At 33.0% G+C, this 16,764-nt stretch carries 15 protein-coding genes; 14 read left to right on the top strand and 1 reads right to left on the bottom strand.

The window, feature by feature from the left end; genetic code table 11:
• The first annotated feature begins 154 nt into the window (after positions 1 to 154).
• The 7 genes from msrB to QLS71_RS09660 all read left to right on the top strand — a co-directional run bounded on the left by msrB (position 155) and on the right by QLS71_RS09660 (position 7,599).
• Positions 155 to 613, top strand: a complete 459-nt coding sequence (gene msrB / locus QLS71_RS09630; protein ID WP_308991116.1) for a peptide-methionine (R)-S-oxide reductase MsrB — start codon at positions 155 to 157, stop codon at positions 611 to 613.
• Positions 613 to 1,152, top strand: a complete 540-nt coding sequence (msrA, locus tag QLS71_RS09635) for a peptide-methionine (S)-S-oxide reductase MsrA (RefSeq protein ID WP_308990971.1) — start codon at positions 613 to 615, stop codon at positions 1,150 to 1,152. The genes msrB and msrA overlap by 1 nt, the downstream gene beginning before the upstream one ends.
• Positions 1,152 to 2,714: a protein adenylyltransferase SelO family protein gene (locus QLS71_RS09640; protein WP_308991115.1), complete on the top strand. Its 1,563-nt coding sequence runs from the start codon at positions 1,152 to 1,154 to the stop codon at positions 2,712 to 2,714. Before msrA ends, QLS71_RS09640 begins: the two co-directional genes overlap by 1 nt.
• 28 nt (positions 2,715 to 2,742) lie before the next feature.
• A complete protein-coding gene (locus QLS71_RS09645) occupies positions 2,743 to 3,687 on the top strand; it encodes an aldo/keto reductase (protein WP_308990970.1) in 945 nt (314 codons plus the stop codon).
• Positions 3,678 to 4,190, top strand: coding sequence for a peptide-methionine (S)-S-oxide reductase (locus QLS71_RS09650; RefSeq protein WP_308990969.1), 513 nt, complete (start codon positions 3,678 to 3,680; stop codon positions 4,188 to 4,190). Before QLS71_RS09645 ends, QLS71_RS09650 begins: the two co-directional genes overlap by 10 nt.
• Positions 4,191 to 4,264: 74 nt before the next feature.
• On the top strand, positions 4,265 to 5,131 hold the full coding sequence (locus QLS71_RS09655) for an acyl-CoA thioesterase II (protein WP_308990968.1): 867 nt from the start codon (positions 4,265 to 4,267) through the stop codon (positions 5,129 to 5,131).
• A gap of 95 nt (positions 5,132 to 5,226) precedes the next feature.
• Positions 5,227 to 7,599, top strand: coding sequence for a GAF domain-containing protein (locus tag QLS71_RS09660; RefSeq protein WP_308990967.1), 2,373 nt, complete (start codon positions 5,227 to 5,229; stop codon positions 7,597 to 7,599).
• On the opposite strand, the gene QLS71_RS09665 is transcribed toward QLS71_RS09660, so the two are convergent.
• A complete protein-coding gene (locus QLS71_RS09665) occupies positions 7,596 to 8,792 on the bottom strand; it encodes a Pycsar system effector family protein (RefSeq protein WP_308990966.1) in 1,197 nt (398 codons plus the stop codon). The two genes, QLS71_RS09660 and QLS71_RS09665, sit on opposite strands and share 4 nt — an antisense overlap.
• A 170-nt stretch (positions 8,793 to 8,962) precedes the next feature.
• Between QLS71_RS09665 and QLS71_RS09670 the strand changes: the two genes are divergently transcribed.
• The 7 genes from QLS71_RS09670 to QLS71_RS09700 all read left to right on the top strand — a co-directional run bounded on the left by QLS71_RS09670 (position 8,963) and on the right by QLS71_RS09700 (position 16,740).
• Positions 8,963 to 12,640, top strand: coding sequence for a metallophosphoesterase (locus QLS71_RS09670; protein WP_348636544.1), 3,678 nt, complete (start codon positions 8,963 to 8,965; stop codon positions 12,638 to 12,640).
• 186 nt (positions 12,641 to 12,826) lie between these two features.
• Positions 12,827 to 13,552: a glycerophosphodiester phosphodiesterase family protein gene (locus tag QLS71_RS09675; protein ID WP_308990964.1), complete on the top strand. Its 726-nt coding sequence runs from the start codon at positions 12,827 to 12,829 to the stop codon at positions 13,550 to 13,552.
• On the top strand, positions 13,549 to 14,760 hold the full coding sequence (locus QLS71_RS09680; protein ID WP_308990963.1) for an NAD(P)/FAD-dependent oxidoreductase: 1,212 nt from the start codon (positions 13,549 to 13,551) through the stop codon (positions 14,758 to 14,760). Before QLS71_RS09675 ends, QLS71_RS09680 begins: the two co-directional genes overlap by 4 nt.
• Positions 14,757 to 15,293 (top strand): DUF1697 domain-containing protein, encoded by a 537-nt coding sequence (locus QLS71_RS09685; RefSeq protein WP_308990962.1) that lies wholly within the window; start codon positions 14,757 to 14,759, stop codon positions 15,291 to 15,293. Before QLS71_RS09680 ends, QLS71_RS09685 begins: the two co-directional genes overlap by 4 nt.
• 1 nt (position 15,294) lies before the next feature.
• On the top strand, positions 15,295 to 16,380 hold the full coding sequence (locus QLS71_RS09690; protein ID WP_308990961.1) for a diphosphomevalonate decarboxylase: 1,086 nt from the start codon (positions 15,295 to 15,297) through the stop codon (positions 16,378 to 16,380).
• Positions 16,381 to 16,382: 2 nt separating this feature from the next.
• Positions 16,383 to 16,577: a four helix bundle protein gene (locus QLS71_RS09695; RefSeq protein ID WP_308990960.1), complete on the top strand. Its 195-nt coding sequence runs from the start codon at positions 16,383 to 16,385 to the stop codon at positions 16,575 to 16,577.
• A gap of 31 nt (positions 16,578 to 16,608) precedes the next feature.
• Positions 16,609 to 16,740 (top strand): hypothetical protein, encoded by a 132-nt coding sequence (locus tag QLS71_RS09700; RefSeq protein WP_308990959.1) that lies wholly within the window; start codon positions 16,609 to 16,611, stop codon positions 16,738 to 16,740.
• Positions 16,741 to 16,764: the final 24 nt, after the last annotated feature.

Consider the following 16,764-nt stretch of genomic DNA (forward strand, 5'->3'; position numbering starts at 1 on the left):
GGTTTTTTATTTACCTATTTTTTAAGTAGTATCTTTGTTTTTCTTATCATACTCATTATGGGTTACTTGTTGAAAGGAAATCAATAAATTAACGACCAATATGAGGATAGTATTATTAGCAATTATAATTAAAAAAAAGAAAGATAACACTCATATGATTACTTGGAAAGAAGTTATTAATTTTTCCGTAAAAGGAAATCCAGCTCCAGACAAACGTATAGAAAAAACAGATGCTGAATGGAAAATACAGCTAACCCCAGAGCAATTTAGGGTTGCCCGTCAAAAAGGTACCGAAGCACCACACAGCGGTGCACTTTGTAGTATTCATGATGCTGGGAAATACAATTGCGTTTGCTGTAACACGCCGCTATTTGATTCAACCATTAAATTTAGTTCAGGTACAGGTTGGCCCAGTTTTACACAGCCTATAAAACAAAATGCGATTAAATACGAAAGAGATATTTCTTTTGGGATGGTGCGCGTTGAGGTGATGTGTAATACTTGTGATGCACATTTGGGACATGTATTTCCAGATGGTCCGGAGCCTAGCGGATTGCGATATTGTGTTAATTCGGAATCCATGGTATTAGAAACAAATAAGGAAGCAAAGTAATGGTAAACAAAAATATACAAATAGCAACAGTTGGAGGTGGTTGTTTTTGGTGTACTGAAGCCGTTTTTCAAGAAGTAAAAGGTGTTGAAAAAGTGGAGTCGGGTTATTCAGGTGGCCATGTGCCTGGACATCCTACGTATCGTGAGGTATGTTCAGGATTAACCGGACATGCAGAGGTTATTCAAATAACTTTTGATGAGACTATAATTTCATATGAAGACATTTTAATGATCTTCATGACTACGCACGACCCAACCACTTTAAATAAGCAAGGAGCCGATGTGGGTACGCAATACCGTTCAGTAATTTATTTTCATGATGAAAATCAAAAGAAAATAGTTGAAAAGGTGGTGGAAAAAGTAGCGGAGTATTATGATAATCCTATTGTGACAGAAGTAGGTCCTTTAGATGTGTTTTATAAAGCAGAAGATGAGCATCAAGATTATTACAGAAACAACAAAGAACAAGGTTATTGTAGCTTTGTAATTACTCCAAAATTATCGAAACTTAGAAAGTTGTATGGCGACAGATTAAAATGATGAAACTTAATATAAAAGATACATTTAATACCCAATTACCAGCAGACCCCATTCTAGAGAATTCCAGGAGACAAGTTGAAAAGGCCTGTTTTTCGTATGTAACACCTAAGCATACAGCAAAACCAGAATTGCTTCATGTATCTTCTGAAATGCTTAAAAATTTAGGTCTTTCAAAAGAAGATGCACAAAGCGAAGAATTTCTAAGAGTGTTCACAGGAAATACTGTGCTGCCAAATACGAAACCATATGCCATGTGTTATGGTGGACATCAGTTTGGGAATTGGGCAGGACAATTAGGTGATGGGCGCGCTATTAATTTAGCCGAAGTTGAACACAACAACAAACATTGGGCAATACAGTTAAAAGGCGCTGGAGAAACACCTTACTCCCGGAATGCAGACGGGTTAGCTGTTTTACGCTCTTCAATAAGAGAGTATTTATGTAGTGAGGCCATGCACCATTTGGGTGTACCAACAACAAGAGCTTTATCATTGGCATTATCTGGCGACCAGGTTTTACGAGATGTTTTGTATAACGGCAATCCAGACTATGAAAAAGGAGCAATTGTGTGTCGCGTGGCACCTTCATTTTTGCGTTTTGGCAATTATGAGATTCTGGCGGCGAGACAAGATGTTAAAACACTAAAAACCTTAGTAGATTATACCATCAAACATTTTTTTAATCACCTAGGAGAACCTTCAAAGGAAACTTATTTGGCTTTTTTTAATGAAGTTTCACAACGTACATTAGATATGATAATTCATTGGCAACGCGTCGGTTTTGTGCATGGTGTGATGAATACTGATAACATGTCTATTCTTGGTTTAACCATAGATTATGGACCTTACGGTTGGCTTGAAGGTTTCGATTATGGCTGGACGCCGAACACGACCGATCGCCAACATAAACGTTATCGTTATGGAAATCAACCTAATATAGGACTGTGGAATTTATATAAATTAGCCAACGCCTTATATCCTTTAATAGAAGATACACAAGCACTTGAAAGTATATTAGATACGTATAAAACAGATTTTGAAGTGAAGTCTTTAGTGATGATGCGTTCAAAATTAGGATTAGAAACTGAAGATGTTTTTGATGCCTCTTTAATTCAAGATTTGGAAGATAATTTACTGCTTACAGAAACGGATATGACTATTTTCTTTAGGAAATTAAGTGATTTTAATAAGGAAGAAGTTTCCGAAGGATTAGAAATTGTTAAAAAGGCATTTTATATTTCAACAGAAATAACTGGTGAAATTCAACAAAAATGGGATGCATGGTTTCAACGGTATGCGGAACGTTTGAAGCAAGAACAAACAAATTCTAAAGTACGAAAAGAGAATATGAATTTGGTGAATCCAAAATACGTGCTTCGTAACTATATGGTACAATTAGCTATTGATGACGCTGATAAAGGCGATTATCGGTTAATTGATGAATTATTTCAATTACTAAAAAAACCTTATGACGAGCAACCGATATACGAAAAATGGTTCGCAAAGCGTCCTGATTGGGCACGACATAAAGTAGGCTGTTCCATGTTGTCATGTAGCTCGTAATTCATTCAATTAATAAAAATATAACATAGTGATTTTAGGATTAGGAATGGCTGCCATTGGTAGGCCGCATTATATTAATGTAAGGAAAAATACAACTGCAAAAAGCGAGGTAACCGAACTTAAAGCTAATGGTTTTGAAGTTTTAGATGAAGCTTACAAATTAGGTGTGCGTTATTTTGATACCGCCCCAGGTTATGGATTGGCAGAGCAATTATTAATAGAATGGTTAGCAAATAAAAACGATAACAGCATACAAGTAGCCACTAAATGGGGTTACACCTATACCGCAAATTTTGATGCGGATGCGTTGGTTCATGAAGTAAAGGAACATAGTATTTCAAAATTAAAAGAGCAATGGCAGGTGTCTAAAAACCTATTGCCATTTTTAACAACCTATCAAATTCATTCGGCAACTTTAGAAACGGGTGTGTTAGAAAATGAATCGGTTTTAAATGAATTAGCCCATTTAAAAAGTGAGTTTAATTTAAAAATAGGGATTTCAACTACGGGGGAAAATCAAGTAGAGGTTATAAAAAAAGCATTAGAAGTATCTGTTGATGGTATACCGTTATTTGATACATTTCAAAGCACCTACAATGTTTTAGACCAAAGTGTTTTTAATGTAAATAATTTATTGAAACAAGAAGGTAAAAAGTTAATTATTAAAGAAGCCTTGGCTAACGGTAGAATTTTTAGAAACTCAAATTACCCAAAGTATACCGATTTCTATAATTATATGGAAAGTGTATCAAACAAATATAATGTTGGTGTAGATGCTATTGCATTACAGTTTTGTGCTAGAACAATTCCTGAAAGCATTATTTTAAGTGGCGCGAGTACAGTTGGTCAGTTAAAAGAAAATTTAAAATTGGATGCATTTGTTTTAACTGAAGAAGAATTAAATCGATTAAAACATTTTAGCGTTGAGCCAACATGGTATTGGAATGAGCGCAAGCAATTAAAATGGAATTAATTTCTAAAATTGCATTAGGAGGTGGATGCCATTGGTGTACAGAAGCTGTTTTTCAATCGTTACTTGGTGTTGAAAAAGTAGAACAAGGTTATATAGCTTCAGTGGATGAAAATAGCAATTTTTCCGAAGCCGTGATTATTCATTTTAATTCTGAATTAATTTCATTAGAAACATTAATAGAAATTCATTTATATACACATAAAAGTACCAGCAATCATTCCATGCGAACTAAATACCGTTCGGCAATTTATGTGTTTTCAGGACTTCAAAAACTTCAGTCGGAAACTATTATTAAGAATTTTAAAAAGGACTTTGATAATAAATTAATCACCCAAATCTATCCATTTCACTCCTTTAAAGCTTCTAGAGAATCGATTCAAAATTACTATCAAAAAAATCCAGAAAAACCATTTTGTAAAACGTTCATCAATCCTAAATTGAAATTGTTGTTAAATCAATTTTCTAAACATACTAACATTGAAGAGTTAAAGCATTTGGTCTAATAAAGCAGATTAAACGGGAATTATTATATTTAAAAAGCGATCTAATGTATTTTTGCATTTATTAAAGCGATTATATGACTTCTGTATCCGATTTATTAAACTTGTTAATTTTAGAGAAAATTAGCGAAACTGAATTTAATGGTGTTAGTAAAACCATTGGTAGCCCTATTGTTTTTGGAGGCCAAGTGCTTGCACAAGCTCTTAATGCCGCAAGTAGAACCATTACCAATGATAGAATATTACACTCGATGCATTCGTATTTTTTGGAGGCTGGTAATTTAGAATTACCAATTACCTACAATGTAAGTGTTGTTAGAGACGGTGGGAGTTTTTCGGTACGTCGTGTAACAGCGCATCAAAAAGAGCGAACTATTTTTATATTATCGGCATCGTTTCATAAAAAGGAAGAAGGTTACGACCATCAAATACCTATGAAACCCGATTTAAAGCAACCGGAAGAATTGTTGGGGTGGACGGATATTCTTCAGAAATTCGGAGATTTTTTACCTAAAAGCCTTAAAGCTTTTTTTGAAATAGATCGTCCTATAGAATTTAAACCAACCGAAATAGTAAATCCTTTAGATAAGAAAGATGTACCACCATTTAGCGATGTGTGGTTTAAGTTAAAAGGCGATGCTAAAAACATAGATTTGGCTACAAAACAGCAAATTTTAACTTATATTTCAGACTATAATATTTTAGGTTCTACGTTGTATCCACATGCCAGTAAAGCACACTGGGGCAATACACAAACGGCCAGTTTAGATCATTCGATGTGGTATTTTAGAGATTTTGATTTTGATGATTGGTTGTTATATTCCATGGAATCTCCAAGTGCTTCTAGTGCTCGCGGGTTTGCTCGTGGCAATATATTCACTAGAGACGGGAAATTAGTAGCATCGGTAGCTCAAGAAGGCCTAATGCGCCCCATTGTTAAGTAAATAAGACATAATAATTTTGACATATTTGTAATGAGTCAGTTGAATTAAAGACTGATTAAATTAATTGTATTTTTGTAATTCACAATTTTAAAGGCATGGACTTGTACGAACATCTGGAATCGCCAATGATTTTTAAAATAAGTTTTAACGAACTTCTTAAAACTTACGAGCAACTTTCGAATAGTGACGATGAGTTTCTTGCGATTAAAGCAAAACGGATTTTAGAAATTCAAAAACCTTATCCTGATTTGCGAGAAGGTTTTACCGATTTGTCGTTGCTAGAAACCTACAAAAAGCCCATAGCAGCTATTCTTCAAGATTCTTTCAGTCCTATTTTAAGTAATAATGAAATAAAAACAGCGTCTGTTCCATTTCAAAACATCTTTTTTAATACTTCAAACCGTTTTAAAGAACTTATTAAAAAGGCAGGAGATGACTTTGTTTTAAAAATTAGAAACATGCCTGAAGATGATACGTATATTGTTACTTGTACGATTATCTTAAATTTTTGCTATGGCTATAATTTGAATTTAAAACGCCCATTTTTTTATGAAATACCTGATGAAAAAGGTATTTTAAGGTATTATAAAATTTTATACAATGCCGATTTTTGCGAAATAATACCAACAGAAGCAGCTAAAAAAATCACCCCAGAAGATTATGATGAATTGTTAGATAATTTTGATAATATAGAACTTTGGAAAGAAAAATTTCCGCCCAATAGCTATATTTTTAAAGGCTTTGTTATTTCAAATATTTTTGATGTTACAGATGATCAGTCTATTTCAAATGTAAAATCAAGTCTTATTTCTAAAGACAAACGCAGTGATGAAAATTTTATAGAAAAGTTCCAAGGGGTGTTTAGTTCGCTTTTAGGTATTAAGGACATTCGTGTAGGATTCTCAATTTATAATAAGGAAGATGATACTTTAGAGCCAGTTTATGGCGAAGGCATGTCTAGCTTTCTATTGAATAATAAAGAAATAAACCCATGTGAAAGCATTTTATGTGGTTGGTCTTATAATCAACTGCTTAAAGAGAAAAAATTCTACACTATTTCAGATGTTGACAAATTCTATAAATTGTCTCAAGGAAAAGCACCCCAAATTGCCGTATTAAAAAATCAAGGTATTAAAAGTGCTATTTTGGCTCCCATTGCAGATGGTGACACTTTACTGGGAATATTAGAAATTGTTTCCCCAGAAGCTAAAGTTTTAAACAGCATCAACGCAAACAAATTAATTGACGTTATGCCGTATATTGTTTCGGCGGTGTTGCGTTCAAAAAAAGAAGAAGAAAATTTAATTGAAGCTGTAATTCAACAAGAATGCACCTCCATTCATCCAAGTGTTCACTGGAAATTTGAAAAAGAAGCTAAAGCTTTTATAAATGAACAACTCAAAGGAAATCAAGCCGTATTTAATAAAATTTCATTTGAAGATATCTACCCGTTGTATGGTCAAATAGATATTAAAGGTTCTTCGGAAACCAGAAATTGGGCAACACAGCAAGATTTGTCTTTACAACTAAATAGCGTAAAAACCATTTTAGATGCTGCTTTTAAAAAAGAAGCACTTCCTATATATGAGCAATTTATATTTCAAATAGATAATTATTTGGAGAATTTAAAGTTGCACTTTCAAGTGGATAGCGAGCAGCAAATTTCGGAGTTTTTAAAGCACGATATTAATCCGTTATTAGCACATTTGTCGAAATTAAAAGAATTAAATTCAAGTATTAATTCATATAAAGAAACGATTGATGCGAAGGCAGGGACTTTCTATAAACACAGAAAAAACTATGATAATACGATTGCAAGTATCAATAAAAAGATGGCTTCTCTTTTAGATAAAAAGCAAGTTGAAGCCCAAAAAATGTATCCTCATTATTTTGAACGTTTTAAAACGGATGGTGTAGAACATAACATGTACATAGGTGAATCTATAACTAAGGAAGATAGTTTTAACCCTATTTACTTATACAATTTAAGATTGTGGCAATTGCAAGTTATGTGCGAAATGGAGAATGCTTATTACCAAATGCAGCCTAATTTTTCTATTGGTTTAGATGTGGCTTCCATGATTTTAGTGTTTAACCAACCTTTGTCTATTAGTTTTAGAATGGATGAAAAACAATTTGATGTGGATGGTACTTATAACGCTCGATATGAAATTGTAAAAAAACGTGTAGATAAAGCATTTATAAAAGGTACAAAACAGCGCGTTACCCAAAAAGGAAAAATGAGTATTATTTATTCCCAAAAACAAGATGAGTTGGAATATCTGCGCTATATTAAATTTTTACAATCTAAAAATTATTTAGATACCGATGTGGAAATTGTTGAGTTGCAAGATTTGCAAGCCGTAACAGGCTTAAAAGCAATTCAAGTTAGTTTGTTATACCATAAAAATATAGAAGATAAGGCCTTTTATACTTATAACGATTTAATTAAAGAAATTGAAAATTAACGAGCATTAAGCTTAAAGGCTACAGCAAAAGCAATCACGCTTATAATAATGCCTACCATGAATACACTGTATGTCAATCGGAGTATTTTGTATTTTTTATCTAAAACCAACCCTAAAAAATACAAGTCTTTTTTCATAGACGAGTATAAATAATCTCTATCTAACATCATTTCACCCATAGCCCATTCAAAATCCTTTAGGCTCATTTTATGGAAATTTCCAAAGAATAATAAGTTCACTTTTTTGTTGGCAACATCTTCTTTAGTAAATTTTCCACTGGTAACATTTGGTCGCGTTGCTAAAATGGATAATATGATGGAAACTACAGTAAATAGTACAAAAACAACGGTGGGAATAATAAGGTATTCGTTTGAGGCATTGTCTAATTTAGAAACCAAATTAGATAATACTAGCGATACAATAATGGCATTAACAGAGAGTAGAATATTAGCTTTAGTATCTGCAATATTACTTAAAGTGATGTGGTTTTTAAGAGTCACTCTAAACATGGTTTCAATACCGCGTTCAGGTAATTCTACTTTGTTCTTTTTAAAATTTAATTCGGCTTTTTTATGTTTTAGCTTAACAGAATTCTGCTTTGTTTTATTTTGAAGTTTTAGTAATTTCGATATATTTTTTGATTTGGTCGCAGTCCAATTGGTCGCTGCTGCTTCAGAATAAAATCGATGATTTTTGGTTAAAAAATTAATATTCTCTTGCAACCATTCACTTTCGGTCAATGTTTTGTCACAAGAAAGTTCCCATTCTTTTCTTAGTAGTTCAGAAATATCACTAAAATCTTTACTACCAATATGCGAACAATCAGCATCACGAATAATTTGTTCACTGATGTTTTTGGGTTCATAACCCATTACAGTAGCTAAAATTAAATGAGTAACAGTATTAATCGTTTCTTCAGAAGTATTTTGGTTTTTTAAGAAAGCTTCAGCAATAGCAACACTCTTTTCTTCATGTTTGTCCGTGCTTTCAGTATAACCTGTGTCATGAAACCAAGCAGCTAAAATCAATGATTCTTTTTCAGATTCATTTAAATTTGATAAATCGGATAGCTCCTTTACTTTTTCAACAACAAGCTGAGTATGTGCCAAATTATGATAAATAAAATGGCTGCTTAATTTGGTGTTTAATAAATGAATGACATGTTTTTCAGCTTCTGCCACAAGATTATCCATAAGAGCATACGATTTAGAGTAAAAATACTAAAGTTTAACGAATTTAAACATTCGTTTTTAATTTGTCGTAAATTTACAGAATGCTTTCTGATTTGAATCGTTTTGTAAGGTCGCTTAGTAGATTCCTACTTAATGAATCAAATAAGTTTAAGAATTATATACATAAAAACATGATCCCTCAGATAAAACTAGTTAGCTTTTTTTTGATTGCTTTACTTTTTAGTGCGTGTGCGACCTATAGTCCGCAGTATAAAGATTCAAATTGGAAAGCCGATATATCTACTAAAGAAATTGCTCACTCCTTTTACCTTATAGGAGATGCCGGAAATTCACCTTTGGGAACATCATCTAAAGCCTTAGAAGCATTTAAAAACCAACTAAGTAAAGCTTCCAAACAGAGTACGGTTATTTTTTTAGGTGATAATGTGTACCCTAAAGGAGTGCCTAATAAGGAAGATGAAAATAGAGAGTTTGCCGAACATCAACTTAATATTCAAACAGAAGCAGTTGAAAATTTTAAAGGTAAAACCATTTTTATCCCTGGAAACCACGACTGGTATTCTGGAATGAAAGGGTTAAAAAGACAAGAAGATTTTATTGAAGATAAACTGGGTAAAAATACTTTTTTGCCTGAAAATGGTTGTCCGATTGAAAAAGTAACTATTTCAGACGATGTGGTTTTAATTATTATAGATTCTGAATGGTATTTGGCCGATTGGGATAAGTATCCAACTATAAATGATGATTGCGACATAAAAACCAGAAGTAAGTTTTTTGATGAGCTTGAAGGTGAAATTAAAAAAGCACAAGGAAAAACGACACTAATTGCTGTGCATCATCCTATGTTTTCAAATGGGTCACATGGCGGGCAATATTCATTTTCAAGTCATTTAAAACCATTTCCAGTACTAGGAACATTAAAAAACATCATTAGACAAACAGGAGGTGTTACCACGGTAGATGTCCAAAATAAGTTATACAATGAATTAAGAAAACGTATCATTACGTTGTCTCAAGAAAATGATAAAGTTGTTTTTGTATCGGGCCATGACCATAATTTGCAATACATCGTTCAAGACAATGTGCAACAAATTATTAGCGGCTCGGGGTCTAAAATTTCAACAACTCGAAATGTGGGTAATGGACAATTTTCTTATGGAACACCTGGATATGCCATATTAGATGTTTATACAGATGGGGCTTCTCAAGTTCGTTTTTATTCAGCAGAAAATGATAAAGTGGTGTTTCAAACCCAAGTACTTTCAAAAGATAAGAAAGACGATGCTCTTAATTATCCAACCTCGTTTCCCAAGGAAAGAATAGCAGCTATTTATAAAAAGGAAGAAATTTCAAAAGGAAGTATTTATAAAACGTTATGGGGCGATCGTTTTCGAACTTATTACGGTACCGAAATTAAAGCACCGACAGTAAATTTAGATACGTTGTTTGGAGGCTTAACGCCTATTAGAAAAGGAGGCGGCCATCAATCAAAATCGTTGCGATTAAAAGATAAACAAGGGAGGGAATATGTGATGCGTGCGCTTCGAAAAAATGCCATTCAGTATTTACAAGCAGTTGCTTTTAAAGACCAGTATATTGAAGGACAGTTTGAAGATACATATACCGAAGGCTTGCTGCAAGACATTTTTACGGGTTCACACCCTTATGCGCCATTTGTGGTTGGTCCTTTAGCAGATGCCGTTGGTATTTATCATACAAATCCGGTGCTGTATTATGTGCCCAAGCAAAATGCCATAGGGCAATTCAATGATGAATTTGGAGACGAATTATATATGATTGAAGAACGTACCGATGATGGGCATGGCGATAAAGCAAGTTTTGGGTTTTCAAATACAATGATTAGTACGGATGATTTGTTAAAAAAGATTAATAAAGACGAAGATTTTGTTTTAGATGAAGCCGCCTATATTCGAGCGCGTTTATTTGATATGCTTATTGGCGATTGGGATAGGCACGAAGACCAATGGCGTTGGGCTGAATTTAAAGAACATGGAAAAACAATTTACAAACCTGTACCCAGAGATAGAGATCAAGTGTTTTCTAAAATGGCAGATGGTATGTTGTTAAAGTTGGCTACCTCGATAATTCCTAGTTTACGATTAATGAAATCGTATAGTGAAGATTTAAAGAACCCGAAGTGGTTTAATACCGAGCCATATCCGTTAGATATGGCGTTGATTAATCAATCAGGTCGCGACGTTTGGAATGCCCAAGTAAAGCAAATTACAGAGAATTTAACCGACGCTATTATAGACGAAGCATTTACCAATTTCCCTAAAGAAGTACAGGACGAAACCATTCAAGATATTAAAAGAAAGCTTCAAGGAAGACGGGCTAATCTTCAAAAAATTTCAGAAGCGTATTTCAATCATATTAACAAATTTGCTGTTATAAAAGGAACCAATAAAGATGATTGGTTTGAAATTGAACGTATGCCAGGAGGAAAAACTAAAGTGTTAGCATATCGAATAAAAAAGGGAGAAAAAGCAGATCTATTTCATCAAAGAACGTATAATACGAATGAAACAAACGAAATTTGGATATATGGTTTAGATGATGACGATGTTTTTAAAGTTTCAGGAGAAGGAGATCATCTGATTAAAGTGCGTTTAATTGGTGGGCAAAACAATGATGTATACAATATAGTGAACGGAAGTAAAGTTAAGGTTTACGAATATAAGTCGAAAGAAAACACATTTAAGACACCCGAAGGACGTGTAAAATTAACCGATGATTACGAAACGAATGTATACGATTATAAAAAACTAAAAAACAACACCAATCAACTCATACCAACTATTGGTACAAATCCAGATGATGGGTTTAAAATAGGATTATTAAACACATTCACAACCTATGGTTTTGAGCGTAATCCATTTACATCGCAACATTCGCTTTCGGGTGCTTATTATTTCGCTACAAAAGGGTTTGATGTAAGTTATAGTGGCGAGTTTGCTCATGTTGTGGGACATATGAATTTAGGTTTGAAAGTACATTTCACAAGTCCTAATTTCGCTATGAATTTCTTTGGTTTCGGAAATGAAACACCAAATTATGAAGCTGATGACAATGATGGGTTTGATGTGGGTTTAGATTATAATCGTGTAAAAATCAGTTTGCTTAAAGTGTCACCTTCTTTAATTTGGCGTGGACGTTTTGGTGCTAGTTTTGAAGTAGGAGTTTCTTTTGAACATAACGAAGTGGAAGAAACAGAAGGGCGCTTTATTAATCTCGTTCTAAACGATATAATAGAAGTAGGTAATAGTTTTTATGGAATGAACGCTAAATATCAATATTCAAATTCCGATAGCAAAGCATTTCCAACATTAGGAATGCTAGTTGCTCTTGAAACAGGATATAAAAATAATGTGGATACTTCCAATGGTTTTGGATACATTATTCCTGAACTGGCTTTCGATTACAAATTAATACCAAGCGGACAACTGGTTTTGGCAACCAAACTTAAAGCACAAATTAATTTAGGTGATGGTTTTGAGTTTTATCAAGCAGCAAATTTAGGTGCTAATAATGGATTAAGAGGTTATAGAAATGAACGTTTTACCGGTAAAAGTGCCTTTGTACAAAGTACCGACTTGCGTTTGAATTTACGTAAACTAAAAACGGGCTTGTTACCTTTAAATATTGGTTTGTATGGTGGTGCAGATTATGGTAAAGTTTGGATGGAAGATGAAGATTCCAATAAGTGGAATACGTCCCTTGGTGGTGGGTTTTTCGTTAATGCCGCCAATATGATTACGGGAAATGTTTCGGCATTTCATAGTCATGATGGATTACTTATTGCTTTTAAATTAGGGTTTGGGTTTTAGTAGTTTTATATTAATTTAATGGTTGTTCATCGAAATTCAATTAGAATGCACGGTCATTCTCACGTTAGAATTTTCATTTGATAGCTTAGTTGAGATGTAATAGTGGTTAAATTCTTCTAATTGTATGAGTGAGAAAGATAAAAATGAATTAAGATTAACGGCATATGCATAAAAACCATTTTATTAATGTTAAATTTACACAGATATTTTGATAAGAATTATAAGGTGGATAAAAACATATTAAATATAGGGCACAGAGGAGCTAAAGGACATTTAGCCGAAAATACTTTAGAATCTATTAAAAAAGCTTTAGACTTGGGGGTTGATGGCATTGAGATAGATGTGCACAGATGTGCTACAGGGCAGTTGGTGGTTTTTCATGATTTTACATTAGATAGGATGACGAATGGTACGGGCGAAGTTTCAAAACACACACTCAACCAATTAAAGCAAGTAGAGGTAAAAGGGCGTTGTCAAATCCCAACTTTATCGGAAGTTTTATCTTTTTTAAATAATAAATGTCTGTTGAATATTGAGTTAAAAGGTCATGATACTGCACAGGAGGCGAGTAGATTAATCGATTTTTTTGTTGAAAAAAAGGGGTGGGATTACGCGAATATTGTAGTTTCTAGTTTCCAAAAAGTATTACTACAAAAGGTTTATGAAATAAATAAAAAAATACCTTTAGGGGTGTTGACCGATACGAATTTAGATGAGGCTGTTGCTTTTGCTAAAACAATAAATGCCGTATCCATACATCCAGATTACACGATGTTAACTGAAGAAATTGTTGAGAATTTAAAGGAAAATTTTAAGGTCTATACTTATACCGTGAATAACTTAAAGCCAATCAAACGTATAAAATCTTATGGCGTTGATGGCATTATTTCCGATTTTCCTAATAGGTTATGATTAAAAAAGACGTGGTTATTGTTGGTGGCGGTGCAGCAGGTTTTTTTGCTGCTATTAATATCGCTGAAAATAACCCGAATTTAAAAATAGCTGTTTTAGAACGGGGTAATGAAGGTTTGCAGAAAGTGAAAGTTTCTGGAGGAGGAAGATGTAACGTAACGCATGCCGAATTTATTCCCCAAGAATTAATAAAGAATTATCCGCGAGGTAAAAAAGAATTATTAGGGCCTTTTCATCAATTCATGACAGGAGATACCATCGAGTGGTTTCAAAAGCGAGGGGTTGAATTAAAGATAGAAGAAGATGGTAGAATGTTTCCTGCAACTAACTCATCGCAAACTATTATTGACTGTTTTTTAGATGAAGCTAAAAAGCATAAAGTTGAAATCCTGTATAATCAAAGTGTTGTAAACGTATCTCCTCAATCAAGAGGTTTTGAAATTTCAACAAAGGGGAATAAATATTCTTGCGATAAATTACTAATTGCAACAGGAAGCAATCCAAAAATTTGGGCTCTTTTAGAAAATTTAGAACATACTATTTCACAACCAGTTCCTTCATTATTTACATTTGATGTTAAAGACGAACGTATTAAAGATATTCCAGGTGTCGTGGCTCAAAATGTGGAAATTAAAATTTTAGGAACCGATTTATGTAGTGAAGGTCCTTTACTTATTACACATGTTGGTTTCAGTGCCCCAGCCATTTTAAAATTATCTGCTTTTGGAGCTATAGAATTGGCAAAACGAGACTATAAATTTCCAATAGAAATCAATTTTATAAGACAGTCTTTCGAAGATTGTTTAAACATTTTAAAAACATTAAAACACGATTTAGCAAAAAAAATAGTGTTTAAATCGGCTCAGTTTGACTTGCCAAAGCGTTTATGGCAAAAATTGGTGTTAGTTTCTAATATGAATAAAGATGCCCGTTGGGCAGATTTAAATAAAAGTCAATTAGAAGATTTAGCATTACAACTTACACAAGCCATTTTCCAGGTGGATGGTAAAAGCACCTTTAAAGAAGAATTTGTAACAGCTGGAGGTATTGATTTAAAAGAAATCAATTTTAAAACCTTTGAAAGTAAACTTCATAAAGATCTTTATTTTGCAGGAGAAATTATTAATGTAGATGCTGTTACAGGCGGTTTCAACTTTCAAAATGCATGGACAGGTGCTTACATTGCTGCTAAATCTATTTCTAAATGAATACTTGTATAGCATTTTTAAGAGGTATCAATGTTGGTGGGCATAAAAAAGTTCCAATGGCAGAATTACGAGATTTGTTAACAGGAGCAGGTTTTCAAAACGTACAAACTTATATTCAAAGTGGTAATGTTATTTTTCAATCTTTAGAAAAAACATCGGAATTAGAAACTAAAATTAAAAAACGGATGCATTCTTATTTTGGTTTTGAAGTTCCAGTAATAGTGAAAACGAATAGTGAATTGCAAACCATTTTTGATGCATGTCCTTTTTCAGAAGAAAAGAAAGAAACAAGTTATTTCATATTTTTAAGTGACATTCCAAATGAAAATTTAATTAAGAAAGCTCAAGAAATAACTTATGAAAATGAAGAGGTTATAATAAAAAAAGACTGTCTTTATTTTTATTCTTCAACAGGTTATGGTAAAACAAAATTTAATATGAATACCTATGAACGCAAGTTGAAGGTTGTTGGAACATCAAGAAATTATAAAACCATGGTAAAACTATTATCTTTGTCCTTAGATTTAATTTAGAATGACAGCACAAGAATTTACCCCTAAAGCATATTCAAATACTACTGAAAGTGGAAAAGTTACATGGGAATCGCCCAGTAATATTGCGTTGGTGAAATATTGGGGAAAAAAGAAAGATCAAATTCCTGAAAACCCATCCATCAGTTTTACGCTTAATAACTGTAAAACAATTACAACTTTAACTTTTTCAAAAAAAGAGAATAGTTCTGATTTTGAATTTGATGTGTTCTTAGATGGAGAAAAGAAGGATGATTTTAAACCGAAAATACAAACGTTTTTTGAGCGTATTGAGTTGTATTTGCCGTTTTTAAAGCATTATAAATTCAAAATAGAAACAAAAAACACGTTTCCACATAGTTCAGGAATAGCATCCTCTGCAAGTGGCATGAGTGCATTGGCTTTATGTTTAATGAGTGTAGAGGAAGAGTTAGGTGTAGATCATTTGGATGATTATTTTTATAAAAAAGCATCTTTTTTAGCACGTTTAGGTTCTGGTTCTGCATGTAGAAGTATTGAAGGCGATTTAATTGTTTGGGGACAAACCGAGGCTATTGAAGGAAGTACAGAGTTATTTGGTGTAAAATATCCTTATAAAGTTCATGAAAATTTTAAAGACTACCAAGACACCATTTTATTGGTTGATAAAGGAGAAAAGCAGGTGAGTAGTTCGGTGGGGCATAACCTAATGTATAATCATCCGTATGCAAACAACAGGTTCCAGCAAGCGCATGATAATCTTGAAAAGTTAAAACCTATTTTAGAATCGGGAAATTTAAACGATTTTACTGCTTTAATTGAAAGTGAAGCGTTGACGCTGCATGCGATGATGATGACTAGTATGCCTTATTTTATTTTAATGAAACCAAACACTTTGGAAATAATCAATAAAATTTGGGGTTTTAGGGAAGAAACCGGTTTAAACATTAGCTTTACTTTAGATGCAGGTGCAAACGTACACGTACTATATCCAAAGAATGAATCATCTGAAATTTTAGAATTCATTAAAAATGAATTAGTTGTATATTGTCAAAACGGTCATTATATTTGCGATCAAATTGGTTTTGGAGCTAAGCAATTAACAATGTAAAATTGATAATTGACAATGAAGAGCAAAATATTATTAAAACTAAAAGCGATCAATTTGCAGTGAGAGTTGTAACTTTGTACAAGTTTTTAGTTGAAGATAAAAAGGAGTTCGTGCTTTCAAAACAATTATTCCGCTCTGGAATAGTGATTGGAGCTAATGTCAAGGAAGCAGAACATGCAGAAGGAAAGCCATTTTAGTCATAAGTTGACAGTTGCTCAAAAGAAGCGAATGAAACTGAGTACTGATTTGCTTAAAGAAACAAATTATTTGGATAATTCTGAGTATATTAGTACTCAGATTGATATAAAAGAAATTTTAAAACTTCTTACAAGTATCATTAAAACATCAAAACAAAAATAATTTTCAATTATTAATTGTTAATTA

The sequence above is a fragment of the Mariniflexile litorale genome (genome assembly GCF_031128465.2).
In the GTDB taxonomy this organism is placed as follows: domain Bacteria; phylum Bacteroidota; class Bacteroidia; order Flavobacteriales; family Flavobacteriaceae; genus Mariniflexile; species Mariniflexile litorale.

Excerpts from the sequence above, each read along its gene's own strand:
- QLS71_RS09655 (WP_308990968.1), top strand. The coding sequence starts at position 4,265 with ATGACTTCTGTATCCGATTTATTAAACTTGTTAATTTTAGAGAAAATT.
- QLS71_RS09675 (WP_308990964.1), top strand. The coding sequence starts at position 12,827 with ATGTTAAATTTACACAGATATTTTGATAAGAATTATAAGGTGGATAAA.
- QLS71_RS09640 (WP_308991115.1), top strand. The coding sequence starts at position 1,152 with ATGAAACTTAATATAAAAGATACATTTAATACCCAATTACCAGCAGAC.
- QLS71_RS09650 (WP_308990969.1), top strand. The coding sequence starts at position 3,678 with ATGGAATTAATTTCTAAAATTGCATTAGGAGGTGGATGCCATTGGTGT.
- QLS71_RS09660 (WP_308990967.1), top strand. The coding sequence starts at position 5,227 with ATGGACTTGTACGAACATCTGGAATCGCCAATGATTTTTAAAATAAGT.
- msrB (WP_308991116.1), top strand. The coding sequence starts at position 155 with ATGATTACTTGGAAAGAAGTTATTAATTTTTCCGTAAAAGGAAATCCA.
- QLS71_RS09700 (WP_308990959.1), top strand. The coding sequence starts at position 16,609 with ATGAAACTGAGTACTGATTTGCTTAAAGAAACAAATTATTTGGATAAT.
- msrA (WP_308990971.1), top strand. The coding sequence starts at position 613 with ATGGTAAACAAAAATATACAAATAGCAACAGTTGGAGGTGGTTGTTTT.
- QLS71_RS09690 (WP_308990961.1), top strand. The coding sequence starts at position 15,295 with ATGACAGCACAAGAATTTACCCCTAAAGCATATTCAAATACTACTGAA.
- QLS71_RS09685 (WP_308990962.1), top strand. The coding sequence starts at position 14,757 with ATGAATACTTGTATAGCATTTTTAAGAGGTATCAATGTTGGTGGGCAT.
- QLS71_RS09670 (WP_348636544.1), top strand. The coding sequence starts at position 8,963 with ATGATCCCTCAGATAAAACTAGTTAGCTTTTTTTTGATTGCTTTACTT.
- QLS71_RS09680 (WP_308990963.1), top strand. The coding sequence starts at position 13,549 with ATGATTAAAAAAGACGTGGTTATTGTTGGTGGCGGTGCAGCAGGTTTT.
- QLS71_RS09665 (WP_308990966.1), bottom strand. The coding sequence starts at position 8,792 with ATGGATAATCTTGTGGCAGAAGCTGAAAAACATGTCATTCATTTATTA.